This is a genomic window from Limnothrix sp. HT2024 (assembly GCF_059138625.1).
Genome location: NZ_CM181121.1, coordinates 529,996 through 549,850, shown reverse-complemented (window position 1 = coordinate 549,850; position 19,855 = coordinate 529,996). Strand labels below are relative to the sequence as shown.

Annotated in this window: 20 protein-coding genes and 1 pseudogene; 10 read left to right on the top strand and 11 right to left on the bottom strand. The window is 54.2% G+C overall.

What is annotated here, in order from left to right; translation table 11 throughout:
- Window positions 1–13 precede the first annotated feature (13 nt).
- The 5 genes from AC2IAX_RS02310 to AC2IAX_RS02290 all read right to left on the bottom strand — a co-directional run bounded on the left by AC2IAX_RS02310 (window position 14) and on the right by AC2IAX_RS02290 (window position 4,027).
- Window positions 14–694: a hypothetical protein gene (locus AC2IAX_RS02310; RefSeq protein WP_494389155.1), complete on the bottom strand. Its 681-nt coding sequence runs from the start codon at window positions 692–694 to the stop codon at window positions 14–16.
- A gap of 89 nt (window positions 695–783) precedes the next feature.
- Complete coding sequence (rfbB, locus tag AC2IAX_RS02305) at window positions 784–1,899, bottom strand: dTDP-glucose 4,6-dehydratase (RefSeq protein ID WP_494389154.1); 1,116 nt, start codon at window positions 1,897–1,899, stop codon at window positions 784–786.
- 72 nt (window positions 1,900–1,971) lie between these two features.
- Window positions 1,972–2,676, bottom strand: a complete 705-nt coding sequence (locus tag AC2IAX_RS02300) for an SDR family NAD(P)-dependent oxidoreductase (RefSeq protein ID WP_494389153.1) — start codon at window positions 2,674–2,676, stop codon at window positions 1,972–1,974.
- Window positions 2,677–2,771: 95 nt separating this feature from the next.
- Window positions 2,772–3,812, bottom strand: coding sequence for a bifunctional heptose 7-phosphate kinase/heptose 1-phosphate adenyltransferase (locus AC2IAX_RS02295; RefSeq protein ID WP_494389152.1), 1,041 nt, complete (start codon window positions 3,810–3,812; stop codon window positions 2,772–2,774).
- A 38-nt stretch (window positions 3,813–3,850) separates the two neighbouring features.
- Window positions 3,851–4,027: a hypothetical protein gene (locus AC2IAX_RS02290; protein ID WP_494389151.1), complete on the bottom strand. Its 177-nt coding sequence runs from the start codon at window positions 4,025–4,027 to the stop codon at window positions 3,851–3,853.
- Window positions 4,028–4,426: 399 nt separating this feature from the next.
- Between AC2IAX_RS02290 and AC2IAX_RS02285 the strand changes: the two genes are divergently transcribed.
- Window positions 4,427–4,927, top strand: coding sequence for a hypothetical protein (locus AC2IAX_RS02285; RefSeq protein ID WP_190356302.1), 501 nt, complete (start codon window positions 4,427–4,429; stop codon window positions 4,925–4,927).
- Between the two features lie 201 nt (window positions 4,928–5,128).
- On the opposite strand, the gene AC2IAX_RS02280 is transcribed toward AC2IAX_RS02285, so the two are convergent.
- A complete protein-coding gene (locus AC2IAX_RS02280; RefSeq protein ID WP_494389150.1) occupies window positions 5,129–5,689 on the bottom strand; it encodes a cupin domain-containing protein in 561 nt (186 codons plus the stop codon).
- Window positions 5,690–5,815: 126 nt separating this feature from the next.
- On the opposite strand from AC2IAX_RS02280, the gene AC2IAX_RS02275 reads away from it, so the two are divergent.
- Window positions 5,816–6,184 (top strand): winged helix-turn-helix transcriptional regulator, encoded by a 369-nt coding sequence (locus AC2IAX_RS02275; RefSeq protein WP_494389149.1) that lies wholly within the window; start codon window positions 5,816–5,818, stop codon window positions 6,182–6,184.
- A 27-nt stretch (window positions 6,185–6,211) separates the two neighbouring features.
- Window positions 6,212–6,490: an element excision factor XisI family protein gene (locus tag AC2IAX_RS02270; protein WP_494389148.1), complete on the top strand. Its 279-nt coding sequence runs from the start codon at window positions 6,212–6,214 to the stop codon at window positions 6,488–6,490.
- On the opposite strand, the pseudogene AC2IAX_RS02265 reads toward AC2IAX_RS02270, so the two are convergent.
- The 3 genes and pseudogenes from AC2IAX_RS02265 to AC2IAX_RS02255 all read right to left on the bottom strand — a co-directional run.
- Window positions 6,466–6,723, bottom strand: a pseudogene (locus AC2IAX_RS02265) (HepT-like ribonuclease domain-containing protein); the annotation flags it as partial. The gene AC2IAX_RS02270 and the pseudogene AC2IAX_RS02265 overlap by 25 nt on opposite strands.
- Window positions 6,713–7,051 (bottom strand): nucleotidyltransferase family protein, encoded by a 339-nt coding sequence (locus tag AC2IAX_RS02260; protein WP_494389147.1) that lies wholly within the window; start codon window positions 7,049–7,051, stop codon window positions 6,713–6,715. The gene AC2IAX_RS02260 and the pseudogene AC2IAX_RS02265, both read right to left, overlap by 11 nt.
- A gap of 36 nt (window positions 7,052–7,087) precedes the next feature.
- Window positions 7,088–10,765, bottom strand: a complete 3,678-nt coding sequence (locus AC2IAX_RS02255; protein ID WP_494389146.1) for a hydantoinase B/oxoprolinase family protein — start codon at window positions 10,763–10,765, stop codon at window positions 7,088–7,090.
- A 331-nt stretch (window positions 10,766–11,096) separates the two neighbouring features.
- On the opposite strand from AC2IAX_RS02255, the gene AC2IAX_RS02250 reads away from it, so the two are divergent.
- The 4 genes from AC2IAX_RS02250 to AC2IAX_RS02235 all read left to right on the top strand — a co-directional run bounded on the left by AC2IAX_RS02250 (window position 11,097) and on the right by AC2IAX_RS02235 (window position 14,578).
- Window positions 11,097–11,573, top strand: coding sequence for a hypothetical protein (locus AC2IAX_RS02250; protein ID WP_494389145.1), 477 nt, complete (start codon window positions 11,097–11,099; stop codon window positions 11,571–11,573).
- A 176-nt stretch (window positions 11,574–11,749) separates the two neighbouring features.
- The gene (locus AC2IAX_RS02245; protein WP_494389144.1) at window positions 11,750–12,457 is read left to right on the top strand and encodes a hypothetical protein; all 708 of its coding nucleotides are present in this window, start codon (window positions 11,750–11,752) and stop codon (window positions 12,455–12,457) included.
- A 269-nt stretch (window positions 12,458–12,726) separates the two neighbouring features.
- Window positions 12,727–13,374, top strand: a complete 648-nt coding sequence (locus tag AC2IAX_RS02240; RefSeq protein ID WP_494389143.1) for an Eco29kI family restriction endonuclease — start codon at window positions 12,727–12,729, stop codon at window positions 13,372–13,374.
- On the top strand, window positions 13,367–14,578 hold the full coding sequence (locus AC2IAX_RS02235) for a DNA cytosine methyltransferase (RefSeq protein ID WP_494389142.1): 1,212 nt from the start codon (window positions 13,367–13,369) through the stop codon (window positions 14,576–14,578). Before AC2IAX_RS02240 ends, AC2IAX_RS02235 begins: the two co-directional genes overlap by 8 nt.
- 175 nt (window positions 14,579–14,753) lie before the next feature.
- On the opposite strand, the gene AC2IAX_RS02230 is transcribed toward AC2IAX_RS02235, so the two are convergent.
- Window positions 14,754–15,104: a helix-turn-helix domain-containing protein gene (locus AC2IAX_RS02230; protein WP_494389141.1), complete on the bottom strand. Its 351-nt coding sequence runs from the start codon at window positions 15,102–15,104 to the stop codon at window positions 14,754–14,756.
- Window positions 15,105–15,190: 86 nt separating this feature from the next.
- Between AC2IAX_RS02230 and AC2IAX_RS02225 the strand changes: the two genes are divergently transcribed.
- From AC2IAX_RS02225 to AC2IAX_RS02215, 3 genes are all read left to right on the top strand, one after another.
- Window positions 15,191–15,457, top strand: coding sequence for a hypothetical protein (locus tag AC2IAX_RS02225; RefSeq protein WP_494389140.1), 267 nt, complete (start codon window positions 15,191–15,193; stop codon window positions 15,455–15,457).
- Between the two features lie 207 nt (window positions 15,458–15,664).
- Entirely contained in the window at window positions 15,665–16,234 is a 570-nt protein-coding gene (locus tag AC2IAX_RS02220) for a Uma2 family endonuclease (protein WP_494389139.1), read from the top strand.
- Between the two features lie 258 nt (window positions 16,235–16,492).
- Window positions 16,493–18,376, top strand: a complete 1,884-nt coding sequence (locus tag AC2IAX_RS02215) for an aspartate kinase (RefSeq protein WP_494389138.1) — start codon at window positions 16,493–16,495, stop codon at window positions 18,374–18,376.
- Here AC2IAX_RS02215 and AC2IAX_RS02210 read toward each other — a convergent pair.
- Window positions 18,307–19,752 carry a TIGR04282 family arsenosugar biosynthesis glycosyltransferase gene (locus AC2IAX_RS02210; RefSeq protein ID WP_494389137.1) on the bottom strand — a complete coding sequence of 482 codons (1,446 nt, stop codon included), beginning with the start codon at window positions 19,750–19,752 and terminating at the stop codon, window positions 18,307–18,309. The two genes, AC2IAX_RS02215 and AC2IAX_RS02210, sit on opposite strands and share 70 nt — an antisense overlap.
- Window positions 19,753–19,855: the final 103 nt, after the last annotated feature.

Here is a 19,855-nt window from a genome sequence, read left to right as displayed (position 1 = left end):
CAATTCATCTCAATCATGAGCTGGATTGTCGTTGCAGCGCTGCTCGATTGTCCTCAACAATCAGGCTCAAGCGGGCCGGCAAGGATGATCGCCCTTCTTGGGTGGCGATCGCCCCGAGTACCAAGCTATCCCGTAATTCGGTCATGGCCGTGCAGGCTGCTTTTAAACGACCGATCGCCTCCTGTTGCTGGCTGCGTGCCCGATCGCGGTAGGCGGCCGTTTGCACCGTTTCGATCGCGGCAGTGGCTTTCATGGCCTGCTCGGCTAGCCCCAACCCCGTGACGATCGCCTCATACAAATCCGGCACCAACGACGAGTCCCGCTGGGCGATGTCCGCCGCTGCCACCCGCAGCGATTGCATTTCCTGCACCACCGTTGTCCAAAGGCGCTGGGCTGTGGCTGACTGACCGGCTAGAGATTCCAGGGCCACAAGTTGGTGATTTAGCCCCGCCGCATCCAGCAAGTCCTCACTGGCTTTCGGGATCGGCAGCCGCCGCACTTCCAGCACCCACCAGCCCAGCATGATCAGCGTGGCGATCGAACCACCTAGCCACACCACCGGCCGCAACCCCAGCCACAACAACAAACCCGCCCAACCACCTGCGGTCAGGCCAAGCAACCCATAGGTCTGGGGCAGCGATCGCAAGGTAGGTTGAGACGGGTGAGGCGGTAACTGATTGGGGGCGATCGGCATAAGCAGCAAGGGGATTGCGAGGATCGCAGAACTTGCTACCCAGGCTAACCGATCCAGATTGTGTTGGGGTTAACGGCGCGATCGCCCCGTTAGCCCACCGCTTCCGGGCGGCGATCGTACATCTTCTGGTAATAGGTTTGGTAATCGGCCGAGAGCAGCGGTTCCCACCAACTGCGGTTTGTTAGATACCAAGTCACCGTGCGGCGCAGTCCCTCTTCAACAGTGACAGAGGGTTCCCAACCCAACTCGGTGCGGATTTTTTCGGCATTGATCGCATAGCGGCGATCGTGGCCGGGGCGATCGGTCACGAAGGTAATCAGGCTGCTGCTCGGTTGGGTGGGCAAGCTCCAGCCATGCTGCGGGGCCAGCTCATCCATCAACTCGCACAGCAACTTCACCAAGTCCAAATTCCTCACCTCGTTGTTGCCACCAATGTTGTAGGCTTCGCCCGGTTGGCCCTTGTGGATGGCCACATCAATCCCGCCGCAGTGATCTTCCACATAGAGCCAATCGCGGATGTTTTGCCCGTCGCCATAGACCGGCAGCGGCTTGCCCAGCAGGATGTTGATGCACATCAGCGGGATCAGCTTTTCCGGGAAATGGTAGGGGCCGTAGTTGTTGGAGCAGTTGGTGATGATCGTGGGCATCCCGTAGGTGTGGAAGTAGGCGCGGGCCAGGTGGTCGCTGCCGGCCTTGGAGGCGGAATAGGGGCTGTTGGGCGCGTAGGGCGTGGTTTCGCTGAAGGCGGGATCGTCTTCGCCCAGGGAGCCGTAGACCTCATCGGTGGAGACGTGCAGGAACCGCCAATCGGCCGGTTTGCCCGCTGCCAGCCAATGGTGGCGGAAGGCTTCGAGGAGGGTGAAGGTGCCAACCACGTTGGTTTGCACAAACGCGCCGGGGCCGAGGATGGAGCGATCGACGTGGGATTCGGCGGCGAAATGGGCGATCGTGTCGATGTGTTCTTCGCTCAGAAGCCGATCGATCAAGGCGCGATCGGTGATGTCGCCCTGCACAAACAGCAGGCGATCGGCTGCTTCGAGATCGGCCAAGGTGGCCCGGTTGCCCGCGTAGGTCAGGGCATCGAGCACCACCACCCGATCGCCCGGATAGCGATCGCACCAATGGCGCACAAAGTTGGAACCAATGAAGCCCGCACCACCCGTGATGATGATGCGGCGAGGGGAACGGGCGATCGAGTCAGTCATGGTGGGTGAATTCAGGTCAGGGGTCGCATGTCGAGATCAACAAACAAAACCTACCAGACCCCAGAGCATTCCCTATGCGCCGGTTCCGCGCATGGCGGGCAGGTCAATTTCCTTGAGGCAGGTGGCCCGCGACAGGGACAGCACACAATCCAGAATCATCAGCAAGTCTGACAAGGGAATCGCCGCCCCTCCATCAAGTTGCGCCGCCGCCAGGTCGGCCAAGACTTCTAGCGTGCCCACATTGCCTGGATTGATGATGGTGGCGGCGATTTGTTGCGATCGCAGCTCCTCACGCAGGGCATGCACCACGCCCCGCAGCCCAAACTTGGAGGCACTGTTGGCCACTTCGCGCCCCGGGAAGTTATCGCGCCCCGACAGCGCCCCCATCAAGATAATCTTGGGATTGGGCGATCGCCGCAGGGCTGGCAGCAAGCGCTGAATTAGCCGAATCGGAGCCAACAGATTCACCGCAATCACCCGCTCCAAATCCGCATCGCTACAGGTTTCAAAGTTGTAGCGACTGGTGAAGGCATCGGTTTCCCAAGTACCGCCCATGTACAGCAGGGCATCCAGGCGATCGGCTCCAATCGCCTCCGTCACAGCAGCAACGCCCTCGGACGTGGCTAAGTCCGCCGCCACCCATTCCCCCACCGGGGCCGGGGTGCGGGAAACGGCCACCAACCGATCGGCTCGGGCCTGGAGATGTTCTGCCACGGCCAAACCAATGCCGCGACTAGCCCCCGCCACCAGAATGGTTTGAAACGCCCGACCCGACATGACAACTCCTTCCCTTGGTGCTCACCTTAGCCTTCATGGTGTCATACCAAATTCGGGCTTGAGATGTGGTGAGTCTTGAGTTTGAGCCGATACCCTCACTGACCTTGGTCGTTGCGATCGAGCATCGCTTTCAAGGCCCGTTTCATTTCATCCCGGCTGGTGGTAGCTGTACCGATGTGGCGCACCACCAGGCTGGCGGCCAAGTTGCCCAACACCGCCGACTCCCAAGGCGTGGCCCCCAGCACATAGCCCAAGGTCAGGGCCGCCACCACCGTGTCACCCGCGCCGGTCACGTCAAACACCTCCGCCCGGTTGAAGGCGGGAATGTGGGAAATGTCGCCCGATCGCCCAAACAAGCTCATGCCCGACTCACCACAGGTGATCAACACATATTCCGCCTCGGTTTTGGCCAGCAGCGTCGCCCCCGCCTTCAGCAAACTGTCTTGATCGGTGATGCCAAAGCCCGCTTCCCGTTCCGCTTCCGGCAGGTTGGGCGTAAACCAAGTGGCTCCCCGGTAGCGGGTCAGTTCCTTTTGGGCATCCACAATCACCGGTTGTCCCGTCAGGGCCGCTTGGATTACGCCGCTGGAAAATACCCCATCGCCATAGTCGGAACAAACCACCGCCTGGGCCCGGGGGGCGCGATCGGCTACAAACGCAGCCAGGCGATCGCAGTCGGCCGCCTTGGGGGGATCGTCGGACTTGCGATCGAACCGGACAATCTGTTGGGTCACGGACTGGCGCGAGTGGGCCGAAATTCGGGTTTTGGTGACCGTGGGCCGCTCCTGCTCAATGAGCGCCCCCGTGGTGTCAATGCCCGCCGCCTCAAAGATTTGACGCATGGCCAGCCCCTGCACATCGTCCCCCAAAAAGCCAGCAACCTGGACGTTTGCCCCGAGCTTCGCTAGGTTATAGACCGCATTGGCCCCGCCGCCGGGCACTTGGCGCGTTCGTTCGTGGCGGATGATCGGCACTGGTGCTTCTCGGGAGATTCGTTCCACATATCCCGTCAGAAACTCATCCAAAGTCAGATCGCCCACCACCAACACCTGCGCTTCCCCGAAGCGATCGATCAGGGTTAAGAGCCGATCGGTCGATCGGCGCAACAACGGCATGAAGTCTGGATCAAAAGTCATAGGGGGTAAGGTTACGATCGCAAGCATAGAATAGGCTATCAGCACATCAGGATCACTGCTGAAACCACATTCCATTCATTCAAAGACTCTGCAAGCGGTTGAGCGCGTCCGTATAGGTAATAAAAATAAAAAAGACCAATTCCTTTAGCGGTTAGCCATGGTTCTTGAGTGATGAATTGCTGGTTTTCGTGAACAACCAATTCATATTTTGCCAAGGGTTGCGCAATCTAAGAGGATGTCTGAAAAGCCGAAATGGCTACCTTGTGGGTTGCACTAATCGACGAAGACAAGGGGCTTAAGCCCCTTGCTCCTACAGACACCAGCGCCTTTGCAAGCGCTTCTCAGACATCCTCTAAGACAAAACTCTGATTAGATCCAAATTCTTCAAAATTCATCAACCTCAGGAAACGAGTTCTTGCGATCAAGACTTGACTGAATTGAAGCATCAATCATCATTAAATTTCTTGTGATGATTGATTGTGAATAATCAAAATCGTGCTTGTCAACTGTGCTAAATTTTGAAAATTTTGATAAGCTTTGGGTTCTGTGGCTAGCGCAATTGGCTGATTTTTTAGATCATTCAAAATGATTTCCATCTGAGGAGTATTTTATCCATGTCTTTCACCCTGATTCATCGCCTTGGTCAATCCCTCTCTGCTGGGCGATTAGTGGCCGCTTCTGCGGTGCTGTCCTTAGCTTTGGTGGGTTGCGGCGAAAGCAAAGTTGCCCAATGCAACAAGCTGATTGCCGTTGTGAACAAAGGTCAGCAGATCAGCTCCAGCATTAAGGGGATGGATGCCCCAGCGATGAAGAAACTGTCCACGGATCTGAGTGGCTTATCAACAGAAATTGGGGCTGTGGAAGTGGCCGATGAGACCCTGAAGGGTTTTCAGGGACGGTTTGTCAAAATCTATTCAGACTTGAGCACCGCTTCCAGCAAGGTGGGCGGCGCACTGGAGGAAATGGAAAAGACGAAAAAGCCGAGTCCTGAAAGCTTGAAGCGGCTGAAGCAACTACAGGAAGATGTGACCGGGGCCAGCAAGATGGGAGAAACGGCGGCGAAGGACGAAAGCGCACTGGTCAAGGAAGTGAATACCTACTGTGCCGGTAAGTAGTGTATTGGTTCGCGTGCAAGTCCATTGAATTTGAGATGAAAACTTGTTGGATGGTGGAGCAACGCTAGGGGATTGAGCTTGATTGTTGTCCCTTGCTAATGGATCGATCGTCCAACAAGATTCCTGTTCTGTGATTGTGCTGGCGATCGGGCGATCCTTGGAAATAGATTGCCCTTTTTAATGCTGGGTAGCTGAATTTTGCTAAGTTCCATGGTCACCTTGCGCAGGATCTAACCCTTGCTGAGGCGTTGGAACTTTACCAGGGCTAAGCACCTGTTTGCCCATCCAACTCACCCGTTTGGGAACCATGATTCCATCCTCCGTGGTGCTCCCCGAGGAATAGGATTGAGCAAGCACCTGCACCACGATCCAAACTAGGCGATCGACGGGCGATCGATTACGCAAGCAGCGTTCACCATCGGGACTAACCCGCACAAAGCTGCCTTCTTGAACTGGAAAAACCCAGTTATTGACTTGAAATTCCCCTTCCCCCGCCAAAAAGAGATAAATCTCTTCATTTTGCTGATGCTTGTGATAGAAAAGCAGCGACTCTTTGGGCGGAAGGCTATTAACAGAAATTTCTGCCCCGGTTAACCCTAATAAATCTTTCAAGAACAGTTTTCCAGGCGCTGGCAGCGATCGATCGCCCAGGTTGAGGGTGAAGGTGAACTGTTCGAGGTTGGCAAGCGGCCCCGCGTGGGTCACGGCAAAGTCTGGGCCGGTCTGGGCTGTGGGTTGGGTGCTGGATGAAGCGTGGTACATGGCGCTTAACTTTTAAATTGCAAGTTGCAAGTCAAAATCAAACTAACAGGGTTACTTGTAAAATGCAAGGGAGAATTGAAAAAGTTGTAAATCCCTGAACGGGAATGAATTTTGGAGCCTTGTGCTATGGCGGTTGACCACCGATCTCACTGCCCGATCGCCTGTACGCTGGATCTCCTGGGCGATCGGTGGACGCTGCTGGTCATTCGGGACATGCTGTTTTTTGGTAAGCAGCGCTTTGAGGAATTTTTGGAATCGCCTGAGGGAATTTCCACCAATATTTTGGCCAGCCGCCTGAAGTCCCTGGAAGCCCTGGGGCTAATTACCAAACAGCCCTACAGCAATCACACTCGCCGCATGAATTACCAACTCACGGAGGCGGGCGAAAGTCTGCGCCCTGTGCTGCGCTCGATCGCTCGCTGGGGCCTAAGGCAATTTCCTGAAGCTCGCCTACCGGATGCTTTAGAGTCAAGTTCCGCTAATTCAGATTATTGATTGCCCGCTGCAAGAGGTGATTGAGCAATGGATAAGCTACAGAAATACCATCAAATCATTCAAGATCTGCTGATGGAAGAAGCCCATCCTTACTGTCAGTCGGATGACGTAGAGACGGTGATTATTTGCGACTCAGAACGGCATCACTACCAACTAACCTATATTGGCTGGGAAGGGGATCAGCACTTAGCATCAAACTCAGATGCCTCGGCAGATATCATTTTGAGTGAAAATTCCATGAGATTTGGAATATCTGACTGGGTGACTTCCCAGGCTAAATTTAAGTCAACCTTGTTATATTCATGAATCAGTTTATCTCACATTCCCGCGATCGCGCGCCAAGGAATTGATGGGTGGTTTTGACGAAAATCAGTAGAAAGACGCTTGGCAACTTCGCCAATGACTGTGATTTCATACAAAACTGCTAAATGCGTCCAATGATCTGCCTTGAAAGTCTCTCGATCTATGCCATCAATAAAATCTAAAACCGTTTGGCAGGCATGATCAATATCTAGCAGATACGTTAAATCACGGTTCATAAATAGTACGAGCGGTTTTCAGAATTTCAGTGCGGCGTAGCCAGTTAGCATCTTCCTGGACTGATTGCCGTGTGAGTAAATCCACCGATCGCCCCAATAATTCAGATAGCTCTTCTTCCATTTGCACCAATCCCAGCAGACTGATTTTGGATTGAGGAGCAAAGGTGACTAAGAAATCCAAATCACTATCGGCACGGAAACGATCGGTCAAGACTGAGCCGAAAACCGCTAACTCAATCGCCTGCCATTTTTGACAAAATTCAGCTAGGCGATCGGGATGAATCGCTAGGCGATCAAAAACATCAGCAGTCGGCTTTGTGATGTCCATAGCTCATGTCCAAACTGACGCTGGCTACCCACTAGTTTATGGTTTTGGCAGACCGTAGCCGCCACCGCCGGGGGTTTCGATCGCGATCGCCTCACCTGCCTGTACCTGTACCTGATCAGTAGCCCCGAGGGGGTCGATCGCCCCGTTCAGCCGTTCCACCCAGGCGCGACCCGGTGCGCCCGGTGCGCCGCCGGCCAGGCCCGCCGGTTGGGTCGATCGCCGCCCCGAAACGATCGCCGCCGTCATCGGTTCCAAAAAGCGCAGTTTGCGGATCACGCCGTTGCCGCCCCGCTGTTGGCCCGCGCCGCCGCTGTCGGGGCGAATTTGGAAGGACTCCAGCCGCACCGGATAGCGCCATTCCAGCACCTCGGGGTCGGTGAGCCGGGAGTTGGTCATGTGCGTTTGCACCGCGTCGGCTCCGGGGAAGGTTGCGCCCGCCCCCGCGCCGCCGCAGATCGTTTCGTAATATTGGTGCCGATCGCTGCCAAAGGTGAAGTTGTTCATGGTGCCTTGGGCGTTGGCCAGCACGCCGAGGGCTTGGTAGAGCGCATCGACGACGGCTTGGGAGGTTTCCACGTTGCCGGCCACGACGGCAGCGGGCGATCGGGGATCGAGCAGGCTGGCGGGCGGCACGGTCAGCTCGATCGGGCGCAAACAACCGGCATTCAGGGGGATTTCGTCGGCCACGAGGGTGCGGAATACGTAGAGCACGGCGGCTTTGGTGATCGCGATCGGGGCGTTGAAGTTGTTCGGCTGTTGGAGCGAGGTGCCGCTGAAGTCGATCGCCGCCCGCCGACGCGCCCGATCGATCCGCACTTGCACCGTAATTTGCGCCCCACAGTCGAGGGCGATCGTTGCTTGGCCGTCCTGCAATTGGACGATCGCCCGTTCCACCGAAGCGGCGGCGTTGTCCTGCACAAACCCGGCGTAGGCCTGGATCGTGGCGGCTCCGTAGGTGTCGGCGAGGCGCTGCAATTCCTGGCAACCGCGCTCGTTGGCGGCGATTTGCGCCTGCAAGTCCGCCAGGTTTTGCACCGGGTTGCGGGCGGGGTACGGGTTGTCCGCCAGTTGCGCCAGAACGTCGGTTTCCAGGAATTCCCCGGCCCGGACGATCGGCAGGAAGTCAAACAGAATGCCTTCTTCGGCGATCGAGTGGCTGTGGGGCGGCATCGATCCGGGGGTCAGGCCGCCCAAGTCCGCATGGTGGCCGCGAGAGGCCACGAAGAAATCGGGGCGATCGCCCAGGACTCCAGCGGGCGATCGCAACCAGACCGGCGTAATCACCGTGATATCGGGCAGGTGCGTGCCGCCGTTGTAGGGGTTGTTGCTGGCAAACACATCGCCGGGCCGTAGCTCCCGCGCCGCCATCAGGGCCGTGACCGTTTCGCCCATGGAGCCGAGGTGGACGGGAATGTGCGGCGCGTTGGCGATTAGTTGCCCGGCGCGATCGAACAGGGCGCAGGAAAAGTCCAGCCGTTCCTTGATATTCACGGAATAGCTGGTGTTTTGCAGGGTTGCGCCCATCTGCTCGGCGATCGCGCTGAACCGGTTGTTGAAAATCTCCAAGCGCACCGGGTCGGGCTGCTGGATTCGATCGTCGGTGGGGCGGGCAAGGGGCTTAAGCCCCTTGTCTTCAGGATTGGGGGTTGGGGCGAGGGTTTCCAGTACCAGGCCGCCTCGATCGCCCAAGGTGGCCGCCCAGCCCGGTTCAATCACATTTGTGCCCGTTGGTTCCACGATCACCGCTGGCCCGACGATTCGATCGCCCGGTTGCAGATCCGATCGCCCAAAGACCGGCGCATCCCACCAGCGATTGGCCGTGTAGATCTGAATCGTGGTGATCGGTTCCGGCGGGGTCGATCGCTCGGCCACCAGCACCGGTTCCGGCGGCAGATCCTTGTGGCGCACCAACTCCAGGGCGATCGCCTCAATTACCACCGGCTTATCGGGTAGGGCGAACCCGTAGCGCTGACGGTGGATGGCCTCAAAGCGATCGCGCAACCAGCCCGCCGGGTCGGGTTCCGTGGCCGCCGGCCAGCTCACCACCAAGGGCGAATCCGTGCCGCCGTAACGCAGCCGAGCCGTGCGGATCGCTTCTTGGAACCCCGGCAATTGTGGCTCCAGTTCGGTTTGCAAGTCCCCAAAGATCGGCTCCAGTTCGGCGATCGCCTCCGGTTCCAAGACCCGCTCGATCGCCCGTTCGCCGATTTGCCGCACATCCGCCAGCCCAATTCCATAGGCCGACAGCACCCCGGCGTAGGGGTGGATAAAAATCCGCGTCATCCCCAGGGCTTCCGCCAACAGGCAAGCGTGCTGCCCGCCCGCCCCGCCGAAGCAACAGAGGGTGTAGTGCGCCAAATCGTAGCCGCGCTGGACGGAAATTTGCTTGATCGCCGCCGCCATTTTCTCGATCGCGATCGCCAGGAACCCGGCCGCCACCGCTTCCGGGCTGCGGCCATCGCCGGTCGATCGGGCAATCTCAGCGGTGATCTGTGCGAACCGTTCCGCGACGATCGCCTTGTCCAAGGGGCGATCGCCCTCGGGGCCAAACACCGCCGGGAACAAGTCCGGGTGCAACTTCCCAAGCTGCACATTGCAATCGGTGACGGTCAGGGGGCCGCCGCGCCCGTAGGCTGCTGGGCCGGGATTCGCCCCCGCCGAGTCGGGCCCCACCCGGTAGCGCTGGCCATCGAAGTGCAAAATCGAGCCGCCGCCCGCCGCCACCGTATGAATCGCCATCATCGGGGCCCGCAGCCGCACCCCCGCCACCTCTGTTTCAAACTGCCGCTCATACTCGCCCGCGTAGTGGGCCACATCCGTCGAAGTGCCGCCCATATCAAAGGTGACGATTTGCTCAAAGCCCGCCGCCACGCAGGTTTGCACTGCCCCGACAATGCCGCCCGCCGGCCCCGACAGCACCGCATCCTTGCCCCGGAAGCGATCGGCATCGGTTAGCCCGCCGTTGGACTGCATAAAAAACAGCTTGCCCGCCAGCGCCTCACCATCCGACCCCGCCAGGGTCGATCGCACCTGGTTCACATAACGCCGCAACACGGGCGACAAGTAAGCATCAACCACGGTGGTTTCGGCCCGGCTGACCAGCTTAATCAGCGGACTCACTTGATGGGAAACGGAAATTTGCTCAAAGCCTGCCACCGCCGCCAAGGCCGCCGCGATTTGCTCATGCTGGGGATAGCGATAGCCGTGGATCAGGGCGATCGCGCAACTGGTGCAACCCTCGGCCCGCGCCGCTTTCAGTTGGGCCAGCAAGGCCGCCTGGGCCGCCGCATCGAAGGGCCGCACCACTTCGCCTTGGGCGCTCAGCCGTTCCCGCACCTCGATCGCCCGTTCATAGAGCGGCGCGGGTTTGCGAATGTGCAGCGCAAAAATATCCGGTCGGTTTTGGTAGCCAATCTGGAGGGCATCGCCAAACCCTTCGGTGATCACCAGCACGGTGCGATCTCCTTTGCGCTCCAGCAAGGCGTTGGTGGCGACGGTGGTTCCCATCTCGATCGCCCCAATTTGCGCCAGGTCGATCGGCTCGGCGGCGGCTAATCCCATCAGGTCGCGAATCCCCTGAACAGGTGCATCGGCATAGCGATCGGGGTTTTCCGACAGCAGCTTATGCACCACCAGCCGCCCATCGGGCCGCCGCGCCACAATGTCGGTAAACGTCCCGCCGCGATCGATCCAAAACCACCACCGCCGATCCATGCTTTGCCTCAGCCCACGCGCCTAATCTCGATTCATCATATCGATTCGGGCCGTCAAGGGGGATTGGGCTTGCTGTGGTGCTGGCACAGTGCCCATGCTGTGAGTTTTGCTTATACGAGTCGTATCTGCCAGAAAAGTTTTTCAAGCTAACTAAATCTAGAAATAATATAAATATCTAAAATTTGTCTTGTAAATATAATATAATTAAGTCAGCTATGGTTCTTCTCAAAAAACAGTTGCTATCTCGCGACCAGGAGTAAAACTATTCCATGCTGTCCCTTATGGCTTTTGCTCTGGAAAGCTGACAACAAAACATTAGGAGAAATATAGAATGCAACTAATTGATGAAACCATCAAGTTCCTAAAATCAGAGAAAGAGGACAGAATTTTCTATGAAAATATCAATATCAGCTTTCAAGATATTCAAACTGATCTGTGTCACAAGGCATCAACTTGGATTATTTTCGGAGATAGAAGTGGAGAACTCAAGTTATACGAAGAAGATGTTTCAGATATTGATTGGTCAGGAATTGGTTCGGATGCGTTAATAGGTGGTCTTTCTCTCTTCATTCCAGTCGTAGGGCCTCTAATCTCTGGAGGTGTTATTGGCTCAAGGGCTAATAAACTGACTCAAAATGGAAAGAAAACATATATCTTTGTCCTCAATGCATCAGAGAAATGTGTATTTGCAATTGTAATATATTCTCAGAAGTCACAATATTCTCGTGTAAATAGCTTCTTGGATAGGGTGGAAGAATTTTTGTGCTGTGATGAAGATAATGATGCTTGTGATGAGGATGAAAGTTGAATCGTGTTTATGCAGTGCGTAGGGTGTCTAGGAGAACGTTCTCCAGAAAAATGATCGCTCTGGCATTTTCTACCACCCACCATTCATCAATTAATGATGCTGTAGTAGCAACTATTCAATAACGCTGGTTAAAAATGAATCGTATTAGGATTATCTTCGGAATACGAATTGATGGAATGGAATTTCCAGAGATTTCCTTTGCTGATACAAGCCCTTTGTATAAAAATATCAGGCTTATCTTAGATGACCTGAATAGTTGCCGGCACAAAATTATCGTTGAAAAGAATGTCGTTAATCCTGTTGGTGACGAGCTGAGAAGCATAATCCATGAGGCAAGCTCTGAGGCTCAGTCTTTTGTATATGCTTTCTCGCTAGCGGCTAATATTAAAATTTTTGAATTTACTTGCAAGGGCTACATGCAGAATGAGCAAGATAATTCTTTCATTGATATCGAGCAAGTATTTAGTTCTAACAGAGCAAAATGCTTCGCGCAGCCAACTGTTGAAGTAGGTCAATCGCACGTGAATCAAATAAAAAAGAATATGAAAAAGAATTATGAAATTTCGAAATTGAGGGTGTTTTTTGATGCAGCAACCGTTGAGGAACCTATCGGTAGATTTATTTCCCTTTATACCTTAATGCTCTATCACTGCAATGATAATCAAATAGAGGTTGATAAAGCTGTTATGGATATTGATCCGACAGTTGCAGAGTTTCCTAGTCCTGTAAGAAAACATCATGAAACAATATTTACTAGACTTCGTAATGAGCTATCGCATAAAAGGGATGGAGTGAATATGATAGAGACTCACAATCAAGTTCGCGTCAATGTGGATCGGTTTGAGTACATTGTCAAGACTCATGTGCTCAAGCCAATTGACTAGCTAGTAGTTGCAGCGGTGCGTAGGGCAAAAACGAGATTTTGGGAATAAGTAAGCGTTGCCCTACATACCCTACGAAATACTGAATGATGTGACCGTGATATCGGCTAAGGATGGCAAATTCAGCGGGGAACTGGCAAGGGCGATTAGAGGTGATCGTGTCTGCTGTTATTGTTGGATGGGTTAATCTAGATCATGACACTGATGAGCTACTTCGGATTTAAAATAAGTCAGACAGATACATTGAAAAATGAGCTAAAAGAATAGCCCAAATGAGAAAATTTGATCGTTTCGAGCATATTTATATATCTCCTAGCTTTGAAGAAATCATCAAGGATACAATTCGATTTCTTAATGGAACTCCTGTGCATAAAATTTCTATTTCAGATCGCTTTCAAGGCACAGGAGTATACGCAATTTATTGCATTTCTAAAACAGGAATCTATTCCAATTTTTACCAAATCAATCGAACTGCTTTTCATCTACCAATTTATGTAGGCAAAGCTGTTCCTAAAGGTTGGCGACAAGCACGAAAATCACAAAACATCGACAGCAATGGCTATGAATTAAATAACCGCCTTCGAGAGCATAGCCGAAGTATCCAGCAAAGTGCAGATCTAAATCTACCTGATTTCTTCTGTCGCTTCATGATTCTAGAAGGCAGAGAAAGTGATTTAATTAGCACAGTAGAAGCTGCTTTAATTAGACAGTATCAGCCTATTTGGAATACCCTAATTGATGGTTTTGGCAATCATGACCCTGGAAAAGGAAGATATCAGCAAGCCAAGTCTGACTGGGATGTTTGTCATCCAGGCCGGCCCTGGGCTGAAAAGTGTCAAGGCACACCTGCCGATCAGAAGGTATTATTTCAAAAAATTACAAGCTTTATGTCTCAATTAACTGGTACAGACAATGACTAAGTTATCTTGCCTAGAGTTATTTGCGGGCGCAGGCGGACTGGCAAAAGGAATAGAGCTAGCTGGATTCCAGCACAAGGCACTGATTGAAATCAATCATGATGCTTGTCAAACGCTCGCAAAAAACTACGATAGTAAACTTATTCACAATGTAGATGTGAGCACCTTTTGCTTTGATCAAGTGGGTCATGTTGACCTGATTTCAGGCGGCCCACCTTGCCAACCCTTTTCCATAGGAGGCAAGCATGGAGGTCACACCGACCGGCGAGATATGTTCCCGATTGCTTGCAAGGCAATTCGACTATGTAGACCCAAGGTTTTTATCTTTGAAAATGTTAAGGGTCTGCTGAGACAGTCTTTTCATAACTATTTTGAATATATTCTTTTGCGACTGACCTACCCCGATGTTTTGATTCAAGATTCAGAGTCTTGGACAGATCATTGGTCACGACTAAAAACAATTAATATCTCTGGTGAAACGGCTGGTACTCAATATAATGTTCATTTTCGATTGCTCGATGCTGCCGATTATGGAGTGCCTCAACGTCGAGAGCGAGTTTTTATTATTGGTATCCGAGAAGATTTAAATCTGGACTGGACTTTTCCTCAAAAAACTCATTCTCTGGATTCTCTGTTGTGGTCACAATTTATTAAATTGGATTACTGGGAAAGACACAAAATTCAACCATCAAGTCTTGATTTTTTAGATCAAAGAACTCAAAAACGAGTAAACCACCTAATTCAGCAACCAACACTATTTCCCCCATCTCTGAAGCCGTGGAAAACTGTTCGAGATCAAATCGGAAACTTACCAAAACCTGATGCTGAGGGCAGCTTTGATATTGAACATATTTTGCGAACTGGCGCACGAGCTTATCCTGGGCACACGGGGAGCTATCTCGATCTGCCATCTAAAACACTGAAGGCAGGTGATCATGGTGTTCCCGGCGGAGAAAATATGATTCTTTATCCAGATGGCACAGTTCGTTACTACACGACTTTCGAGGCGAAACGGGTTCAGACATTTCCTGAACGCTACGAAATTGCAGGTTCCTGGACAGAATCAATGCGACAGATTGGAAATGCTGTCCCCGTAGAGTTAGGCCATTACATCGCTAAATCTCTAGCAGATGCTATTGCTAAACCATTGATTAATTCTATAAAAAGGACAATGCTCAATAATTCCAAGCCTGTGCAGGTTGCGTAGAACAGTTTGTAGGGTATGCAGTCGATCCATCCCGGTTGCAGCGGTGCGTAAGGCAAAAACGAGATCTTGGGAATAAGTAAGCGTTGCCCTGCACGCCCTACGAAATACTGAATGATGTGACCGTGATATCGATTAGGGTTGGCAAACCCAGTGGGGAACTGGCAAGGGCGATCGACTATTCCAAAAGCTCGCCCAAGTAGCACTGCACAAAGTCGCGGGCAGCTTCGGGGTTCAATCCTTTCAAGGCTGTGACGATCTCCACAACGGTCTCAGCCGTCGGGTCGCGCTGCTCGTGAAACCACTTAAAAACCACTGACCGATCAACCTGCAACAGCACCGCCAGCCGGTTCTGGCTGATTTTGTGCTGGTCTAATACGGCTTTGAGGGCTTTTCCTGCTCTTCCCATGCCCCCAATCCTGTCAAAGAATCTTAATCCGGTAAATGTTGACCTTTGAGCTGACAGCACATAACATTCAAACGTTGACTCAAAAGACAACATCAAGCACAAAACCTCCGGGCTGGTCATGGCTGAAAGCCTGAGCCGAGGGTGATGTCTTGTTTGTCTTGCTCTGAATCATTCACAGCAGCCAATCCATTTGAGAAGGTGTGGCCATGACAATGCAGAGTTTTGTAGAAACGCCGATCGCCCCGGAATCCTTGACTGAGGGGCGATCGCAGCTCGATTCCTTGCCCGCGCGATCGGACGGGCGCGAAACGGTGAAGGTGATGGTGATTGGGTCACCGCGTGCCGTGGAAAACACGATTCGCGTGTTGTATCTGCGCGGCTTTGCGGAGTTGTATGAGTGGTCGCCCATGCAGCCGACGCAAAATCCTGGTGAGGTGATGAGCTTGATGCGGCGGCTATTGTCGTTGAGTTGAGCGCTTGTACTAGGGTGTGCGGGAGAACGTTTTTAGGAAAGTGATTGTGATTGCACCTCTCCCGCGCACCGTCAATTAATGTGCATGATCAAAATCGGAATTACGCCCCATTACTGGTTCTAGCAGTTCATCTCAACCACATTGCTACACTGAAGTTAGGGTCGATGTCGCACTGCAAGCAATTTATCAGGAGAGATTAACGAGTCCATGATTGCTCAACAGGATTTATATTTCTTCAGCCCTGATGACTATTTACAACAGGAGGCAAAATCTACCCAAAAGCATGACTATATTGATGGTGAAATTGTAGTGATGGCAGGTGCGAGTAGTGCCCATTGCACGATCGTGGCAACCTTAACGGCGCTGCTTCTCAAATCAGTTCGCCAGCAAGGGTGTCAGCTTTTTACGGGGGATATGAAAGTGCGAGTCGATCGCCATAATTGCTTTTACTATCCCGATTTGCTTGTTACCTGTGATTCGCGCGACCAAGGCACAGATTATTACAAATGCTTTCCTAAATTAATTATTGAAGTGCTTTCAGAGAGTACAGAGCTGCGCGATCGCGGCGAAAAATTCTTTAACTATAGTTCGCTAGAAAGCCTGAAAGAATATGTGCTAATTAGTCAAGATAAGATGCGAGTGGAGTGCTTTCGCCGCGATGACAATAATCGGTGGGTTTTGGAGTGGTATGGCCCGGGCGATCGCATCTTTTTCCACAGTATCCCTTGGCAAGGCATGATCAACGATTTGTACGAAGATGTGCCATTGCTGGGTTAGAGGCGATCTAAAAAGTATTTTTGGGTACGAGCCAAGCACCAATAGTCGTGGGGGCAAGGGGCTTAAGCCCCTTGTCTGCGGCAATTGCTAAACGATCCATGTTGAGTTGATCCCAAACCCGATCGGGACGGTTCAGAACCCAAAAAGAATCGGAAACCTGGGCAAACCGTAGCCGCGATCGCAGACGGGGCAGCGGCGGCCGGCGACGGTTTCCGGTAAAGTTTTTTGCACCTTTAGCGGTTGTGGGGGCAAAGACCAATGGCAACGATCGTTCAGAAATATGGCGGCACATCGGTTGGCTCGATCGAACGGATTCAGTCCGTGGCGGCTCGGGTGATCGACACCGTAAAAGCGGGAAACTCCGTGGTGGTGGTGGTTTCGGCTATGGGCAAAACCACCGATGGGCTGGTGGCCCTGGCACGGGAAATTAGCGACCAACCCAGCCGCCGGGAAATGGATATGCTGCTTTCGACCGGGGAGCAGGTGTCGATCGCCCTGTTGAGCATGGCGTTGCAGGCGGCGGGCCAACCGGCAATTTCCCTGACCGGCGCGCAAATTGGGATCGTCACGGAAGCGTCCCACACGCGGGCGCGGATTTTGAGCATTGATCCCGATCGGCTGCGTCGCCACCTCGATGAGGGCAAAGTGGTGGTGGCGGCGGGCTTCCAGGGGATCTCGAATGCCGATGATTTGGAAATTACCACCCTGGGGCGTGGCGGCTCCGATACCTCGGCGGTGGCGCTGGCGGCGGCGCTGCGGGCCGATGCCTGCGAAATTTATACGGATGTGCCGGGGGTGCTGACCACCGATCCCCGCCTCGTGCCGGACGCGCAAATCATGGCGGAAATTTCCTGCGATGAAATGCTGGAGCTGGCCAGCTTGGGCGCGAAGGTGTTGCATCCGCGCGCGGTGGAAATTGCCCGCAATTACGGTGTGCCGCTGATTGTCAAATCGAGCTGGACAACCGATCCGGGGACGCGGGTGGTGTCGCAGCCGGTGGGCGATCGCCCCTTGGAAAACCTGGAAATTGCCCGGCCGGTGGATGCGATTCGCTACAACACCAATCAGGCGCAAATCGGCTTGCTGCGTGTACCCGATCGCCCCGGGATCGCGGCCAAGTTGTTCGGCGAGCTGGCCAAGCAAGCGGTGGATGTGGACTTGATTATTCAGTCGATCCACGAGGGCAACACCAACGACATCGCCTTCACGGTGACGGAGCAGGAAGCCGATCGGGCGGAAGCCATGGCCGGGGCGATCGCACCGACCCTGCGCACGGAACCGACTCGCCCAATGGAAACGGAGGGAGCCGAAGCAGAATTGGTGGTCGATCGACATGTGGCCGAAGTCAGCATCTACGGTGCGGGCATGATTGGCCGGCCCGGCGTGGCGGCCCAAATGTTCAAGACCCTGGCCGACGCGGGGATCAATATTGAAACCATTTCCACCTCGGAAGTGCAGGTGGGTTGCATCATCGCGCCCGGTGACGACGCGGCCGATCGCGACCTGGAATCCCTCTGTCAGCGGGCGGTGGCGGCCCTGCGCCATGCCTTTGAGCTAGACACCGACCAGCTCTTGCCGGAGGTGCTGCCGATCGACCAGCCTGCTAGCCTCGATGAGCCGCCCGTGCGGGGTGTGGCGCTCGATCGCAACCAAAGCCAAATCGCCGTCCGCAACGTGCCCGATCGCCCCGGCATGGCCGCCAAGATCTTTGAACTGCTGGCGGAAAAGAGCATCAGCGTCGATACGATCGTCCAATCCCAGCGGCGGATCGTGGTCAACGGCTCCCCCACCCGCCACATCGCCTTCACCACCGCCGCCACGGACGCAGAAGCCGCCCGCGCCGTGCTGCTGGCCGCTGGCCAGGAATTCGGCTGGGGCGAAGTGGTGGTGAATGCCCAGGTGGCCAAGGTCAGCGCCGTGGGCACGGGCATGATCAACCGGCCTGGTGTGGCGGCCCAAATGTTCAACGCCTTGGCGGCCAAGGGGATCAACCTGCTGATGATCACCACTTCGGCGATCAAGATCAGTTGCGTGGTCGAACAAGACCAAGGCGTGGAAGCCCTGAAGGCGGTTCACGAAGCCTTTGATCTTTCCGGCGAGTACCAAGCCAGCAACGTCCACGGACTGACCCCGGCAAAATAGGCGAGCAACATCGTCCAGTTGCGGAGCGTGCAGCGCCAAACGCCCTCACGCTCCCACCGCCGGGCCGAGGTGAGTACCCGATCGGGCAAAATCCGAATCCGCCAGCCCTGCCGCTGAATCGATCGCATTAGGGCCACGTCTTCCATGATCGGAATTTCCGGGTAGCCGCCCAAGTCTAGAAACGCCGATCGCCGGATAAAAATCGCCTGATCCCCATAGGGCAACCGGGTCAGGCGCGATCGCACGGAAGCAATCCGGGCGATCATCCGCAAGATCCACCGCGACGAGGCGATCGATAAGTCAAACGCTCCACCCACCAGTTGATCCCCTGCGCCGTCGTGGGGGACAAGGGGCTTAAGCCCCTTGCTGCCAGGATTTGGGGCAGGATCAAGTAATTGAATGATCGATTGAAATGCCGTTGTGGGTAATTGCGTATCGGCGTGCAGAAATAACAGGATTTCCCCTCGGGTGATCGCCGCACCCGCGTTCATTTGCAGCCCCCGTCCCCGCGCCGCCGTAATCCCCCGCACCGGGCGATCGCTTGGCAAATACTGTAAAGTTGACCCCGCCCGATCGCCATCCACCACAATCACTTCGTAGGGAATTTGTCCCGAAATTTCCGCTAAGTGATCCAATGTTTTCTCAATCCGTTCCCCTTCATTCAGAACAGGCATAATCACAGAAATTGCGATCGGCTGTCGAATTTTTTCCAGCGTTGTAACTGATCGCTTCAGAGCCGGATTCTGCCGATTCAATTGCCAAAATCGATCTAAATCTTGCGCGTGGTCAATGTCGTACCAATGGGGCAGGATTGTAACGGGCTGATTAGCGGATTGGAACCGGGCAATTGTTTCCGCAAAAACCGTTTCGGTACTCCAAACCATGTTTTGAAAAATGCTGGGTAAATAGCGATCGCGCCGAAACCCCACCAAACAATAACCGCCATCTTCCGTGGGGCAAAGGGTTGCGCCGGTTTCGATTAAGGCTGCGGCCGCTTGGGTCAAAATCGCATCGGGTAAATCGGGGCTGTCGCTACCCACCAGCAAGACCCGATCGCTCCCTTGCTCGAAACAAGTCGTGAACGCCCGCGCCATTCGATCGCCCAAATCCCCATCGCCCTGGGCCACCAGTTGCCGATCGTCGCAGCCCAACCAATCGCGAACGGTCGATCGACCTGAATCAGGCGCATAGAACACGCGGATATCGGCTTGCTGGGAGTCGGCAAATTCCGTGAGCCGATCGAACCAGTCCCGCCCGATCGATCGATAAAATTTCGTCGCGAAATCCGCCCCGATCGTTTTGGCGAGGCGCGATTTCACTTGCCCTAGTTCCGGTGCTTTAACGAAGAGGGCGATCGTTAATGTTGCATGAATCAAATGTTAATCAACCTCCCATCTTCGGGATTCAGTCCAAGCGTTCAGTCTGCATGGATCAATTATTCGGGCGATCGCTGGCTCTTATCCATTTGCTATCCTAAAA